The organism is Pseudomonas sp. GD03858 (genome assembly GCF_029840925.1).
GTDB lineage: Bacteria > Pseudomonadota > Gammaproteobacteria > Pseudomonadales > Pseudomonadaceae > Aquipseudomonas.
Genome location: NZ_JAOCDM010000196.1, coordinates 1 through 4,302 on the forward strand (window position 1 = coordinate 1; position 4,302 = coordinate 4,302).

General features: G+C 63.4%; 5 protein-coding genes. All 5 read right to left on the reverse strand.

Annotated features, from left to right (window positions below):
* Nucleotides 1-15 precede the first annotated feature (15 nt).
* Nucleotides 16-1,005, reverse strand: a complete 990-nt coding sequence (locus N5D48_RS25775; protein WP_027592264.1) for a sulfate ABC transporter ATP-binding protein — start codon at nucleotides 1,003-1,005, stop codon at nucleotides 16-18.
* Nucleotides 1,006-1,008: 3 nt separating this feature from the next.
* On the reverse strand, nucleotides 1,009-1,881 hold the full coding sequence (gene cysW, locus N5D48_RS25780; protein ID WP_279888939.1) for a sulfate ABC transporter permease subunit CysW: 873 nt from the start codon (nucleotides 1,879-1,881) through the stop codon (nucleotides 1,009-1,011).
* Between the two features lie 13 nt (nucleotides 1,882-1,894).
* The gene (gene cysT, locus N5D48_RS25785; protein ID WP_279888941.1) at nucleotides 1,895-2,713 is read right to left on the reverse strand and encodes a sulfate ABC transporter permease subunit CysT; all 819 of its coding nucleotides are present in this window, start codon (nucleotides 2,711-2,713) and stop codon (nucleotides 1,895-1,897) included.
* 188 nt (nucleotides 2,714-2,901) lie between these two features.
* Nucleotides 2,902-3,909: a sulfate ABC transporter substrate-binding protein gene (locus tag N5D48_RS25790; RefSeq protein ID WP_279888942.1), complete on the reverse strand. Its 1,008-nt coding sequence runs from the start codon at nucleotides 3,907-3,909 to the stop codon at nucleotides 2,902-2,904.
* Between the two features lie 47 nt (nucleotides 3,910-3,956).
* Entirely contained in the window at nucleotides 3,957-4,139 is a 183-nt protein-coding gene (gene oscA / locus N5D48_RS25795; RefSeq protein WP_016489716.1) for a sulfur starvation response protein OscA, read from the reverse strand.
* Nucleotides 4,140-4,302: the final 163 nt, after the last annotated feature.

Consider the following 4,302-nt stretch of genomic DNA (forward strand, 5'->3'; position numbering starts at 1 on the left):
ATTCATGCAGGCCGCTCAGATATCCGCCACCTTCTGCCACACCTTCGGCCGGAAGAACAGCGTCTCCCCGCGCGCCAGCCCGGTCAGGCTGTCGTGATCCTTGACCACTTCGGCCTCGATCAGCTCGCTCTGCCCTTCCACCTTCAGCGTGACTCGCGTGGTCGCGCCCAGCGGGCGGATATCACGAACCTCGGCGGCATGGTGCCCCTCGGTCTCATGCCGCGACAGCGACACCTCATGCGGACGGAACAGCACGTGATGGCCTTCGCTCAGCGCCAGCCTGTTGGAGTCGCCGAGGAAGTGGTAGACGAAGTCGTTGGCCGGCTGCTCGTACACCTCGCCCGGCGAGCCGATCTGCTCGATCACGCCCTTGTTCATCACCACGATGCGGTCGGCCACTTCCATGGCCTCTTCCTGGTCGTGGGTGACGAATACCGAGGTCAGGTTGATGTCCTCGTGCAGCCGCGCCAGCCAGCGACGCAGCTCCTTGCGCACCTTGGCATCCAGCGCCCCGAATGGCTCGTCGAGCAGCAATACCTTGGGCTCCACCGCCAGGGCGCGGGCCAGGGCGATACGCTGGCGCTGGCCACCGGACAACTGCTCGGGGTAGCGATCGGACAGCCAGTCGAGCTGGACCATGTTCAGCAATTCATGGACCTTCTCGGCAATCTTGCTCTCGCTCGGGCGCTCGCCCTTGGGCTTCATGCGCAGGCCGAAGGCGACGTTGTCGAACACGCTCATGTGGCGGAACAGCGCGTAGTGCTGGAACACGAACCCGACGTTGCGATCACGCACGTCATGGCCGGACACGTCCTCGCCATGGAACACGATGCTGCCGTCATCCGGCGTTTCCAGGCCGGCGATGATGCGCAGCAGGGTGGTCTTGCCGCAGCCGGACGGGCCGAGCAGGGCCACCAGCTCGCCGCTGTGGATATCCAGGTTGATGTTGTCCAGGGCCTGGAAGCTGTTGAAGCGCTTGCTGACGTTACGAACTTCGATCGACATGAATCATTCCTCCGCCGCGCCGTGGCGCAGTCGGTTAATACGGTTCTCGCTCCACTGCTTGAGCAGCAGGATGAAGAGCGCCAGGATCAGCAGCAGGCTGGCCACGCTGAAGGCCGCGACATGGTTGTACTCGTTGTAGAGGATCTCCACGTGCAGCGGCAAGGTGTTGGTGACGCCACGGATATGGCCGGAGACCACCGACACCGCGCCGAACTCGCCCATGGCCCGGGCGGTACACAGCACCACGCCATAGATCAGGCCCCACTTGATGTTCGGCAAGGTCACATGCCAGAACATCTGCCAGCCGTTGGCGCCAAGCAGGCGCGCTGCTTCCTCTTCCTGGGTGCCCTGCTCCTGCATCAACGGGATCAGTTCACGGGCGACGAACGGCACGGTGACGAAGATGGTCGCCAGGACGATGCCCGGCAGGGCGAAGACGATCTGGATATCGTGATCCTGCAGCCACGGGCCCAACAGACCCTGGGCGCCGAACATCAGCACGTAGACCAGGCCGGCGATCACCGGCGACACCGAGAACGGCAGGTCGATCAGGGTCACCAGCACGCTCTTGCCACGGAAGCTGTACTTGCTCACGCACCAGGCGGCGCATACCCCGAACACCAGGTTCAGCGGCACCGAGATCAGCACCGCCAGCAGCGTGAGCTTGAGCGCGGCCAGCGCATCAGGCTCGAAGATCGCCTCGAAGAAGGTACCGAAACCGTTCTTCAGCGCCTGCGACACCACGATCACCAGCGGCAGGGCAAGGAACAGCGCGAAGACGATCCAGGCCAGGGTGATCAGCACCCGGCGCGAGGTGGCGCTGCCCCTTCGGGCGGCATTGGCGGCGGCGGTCGCGCCAAGGGAAGACGTAGACATTACCGGGCCTCCTTCAAGGGGTTTCGATACGGCGCTGCAACAGGTTGATCAGCAGCAGCAGGATGAAGGAAACCACCAGCATCAGCACGCCGATGGCAGTAGCGCCGGTGTAGTCGTACTGGTCGAGCTTGACCATGATCAGCAGCGGCAGGATCTCGGTCTTCATCGGCATGTTGCCGGCGATGAAGATCACCGAGCCGTACTCGCCCACGCCCCGGGCGAAGGCCAGGGCGAAGCCGGTGAGCCAGGCCGGCAGCAGCGCCGGCGCCAGCACGTGGCGGAACACCTGCAGCGGTTTCGCCCCCAGACAGGCGGCGGCCTCCTCCACCTCACGAGGGATGTCGGCCAGCACCGGCTGTACCGTGCGCACCACGAACGGCAAGGTGACGAAGGTCAGCGCCAGGGTGATGCCCAGCGGGGTGTAGGCAATCTTGAAGCCCAGGTCGGTGGCGAACTGGCCGACCCAGCCCGCCGGGGCGTACAGGGCGGTCAGGGCGATACCGGCCACGGCGGTAGGCAGGGCGAACGGCAGGTCGATCATCGCATCGATGATCTTGCGCCCGGGGAAGGTGTAGCGCACCAGCACCCAGGCCAGCAGGGTGCCGATCACTCCGTTGATGAGGGCGGCGAACAGGGCGGTGCCGAAACTCAGTTTCAGCGCGGCCAGCACCCGGGGCGCGCTGATGATGGCCCAGAACTGCTCCCAGGTGAGCTGCGCGGCATGCACGAACATGGCGGCCAGCGGTATCAGCACGATCAGGCTGAGGTACACCAAGGTGTAGCCCAGCGTCAGCCCGAAGCCGGGTATGACGGGGGAAATGCGACGTGACATAAAGGTCCCTGGTTGAACGCACGAAGCCCGGAAAGGCTCCCGGGCTGGTGCTAGCTTCTGAAATCCTGGGGCTGCTTTGCAGCCCATCGCGACACAAGGCCGCTCCTACAGGGGATCGCGCTTTTCTGTAGGAGCGGCCTTGTGTCGCGAAAGGGCCGCAAAGCGGCCCCCGCTCTTTCCATTGCCGATCACTGTGCCTGATAAATCTGGTCGAACACACCGCCATCATTGAAGAACTTCGGCTGCGCAGTCTTCCAGCCACCGAAGTCCTTGTCGATGGTCACCAGGTCCAGTTTCGGGAACTGCTTGCCGAACTCGGCGGCAACCTTGGCGTCACGCGGGCGGTAGAAGTTCTGCGCGGCGATCTGCTGGCCAGCCGGACTGTACAGGTGCTTGAGGTACTCCTCGGCGATCTTCTCGTTGCCCTTCTTCTCGGCGTTCTTGTCGACCACCGCCACCGGTGGCTCGGCGAGGATCGACAGTGAAGGCACGACGATCTCGAACTTGTCGCTGCCGCCGTCTTCCTTCAGCGCCAGGAAAGCCTCGTTCTCCCAGGCCAGCAACACGTCGCCCTGGCCGTTGTTGACGAAGGTGATGGTCGAGCCACGGGCGCCGGTATCGAGCACCGGCACGTGCTTGAACAGTTCCTGCACGTATTGCTTGGCCTTCTCTTCGCTGCCGCCAGCCTTCAGGCCGTAGGCCCAGGCGGCGAGGAAGTTCCAGCGGGCGCCGCCGGAAGTCTTCGGGTTGGGGGTGATGACCGAGACGTCCTTCTTGATCAGGTCGCCCCAGTCCTTGATGCCTTTCGGGTTGCCCTTGCGCACCAGGAACACGATGGTCGAGGTGTACGGCGTGCTCGCGTCCGGCAGGCGCTTCTGCCAGTCCTCGGGCAGGGTCTTGCCGAGCTTGGCGATCTCGTCGATATCGCCGGCCAGGGCCAGGGTCACCACGTCGGCGCGCAGGCCGTCGATGACCGCGCGCCCTTGCTTGCCCGAACCGCCGTGGGACTGCTGAATCTTCACCTTGTCGCCCGGGTGGGCGGCTTGCCAATGCTTGATGAACTCGGCGTTGTACTGCTGGTACAGCTCGCGGGTCGGGTCATAGGACACGTTCAGCAGTTCGTAGTCCTTGGCGATCGCGGAACCGGCAAAAACGGCGCTGGCCAGGGCGGCAAGCGCATAACGGCGGATGGACATGGTGAAGCTCCCGATTGGCATTTTTCTAGTTTTGAAGTGATGCGGTATCAGCCGGACTTGTTGCCGGGCTGCTGCAGGCGGAACTTCTCCTTGCGTTCGATCTGCACCACCTGGGCGTTGTGCACGGTGATCTCCACCGCGCCGAAGCGCAGGTCGCGCAGGGCGCTCTGGATTTCACGCAGAATGGTGGCTTCGTCCTGACCGTCGATGCTGCGCAGAGATGCACTCATGCTCGTTCTCCTGTGAGTAAGGGTGCCGGGCAGAGTTTTGAAGGGGATTTGCGCCTGGCTTGAGGGCAATACTAGTGAGGCGCGGATATTCTTAAAAATACTGTTTAAGAATGTTTATATAACCAACTTTAGGTAGGCACTCTGTAGGAGCGGCCTTGTGTCG

Excerpts from the sequence above, each read along its gene's own strand:
- N5D48_RS25775 (WP_027592264.1), bottom strand. The coding sequence starts at position 1,005 with ATGTCGATCGAAGTTCGTAACGTCAGCAAGCGCTTCAACAGCTTCCAG.
- cysW (WP_279888939.1), bottom strand. The coding sequence starts at position 1,881 with ATGTCTACGTCTTCCCTTGGCGCGACCGCCGCCGCCAATGCCGCCCGA.
- cysT (WP_279888941.1), bottom strand. The coding sequence starts at position 2,713 with ATGTCACGTCGCATTTCCCCCGTCATACCCGGCTTCGGGCTGACGCTG.
- N5D48_RS25790 (WP_279888942.1), bottom strand. The coding sequence starts at position 3,909 with ATGTCCATCCGCCGTTATGCGCTTGCCGCCCTGGCCAGCGCCGTTTTT.
- oscA (WP_016489716.1), bottom strand. The coding sequence starts at position 4,139 with ATGAGTGCATCTCTGCGCAGCATCGACGGTCAGGACGAAGCCACCATT.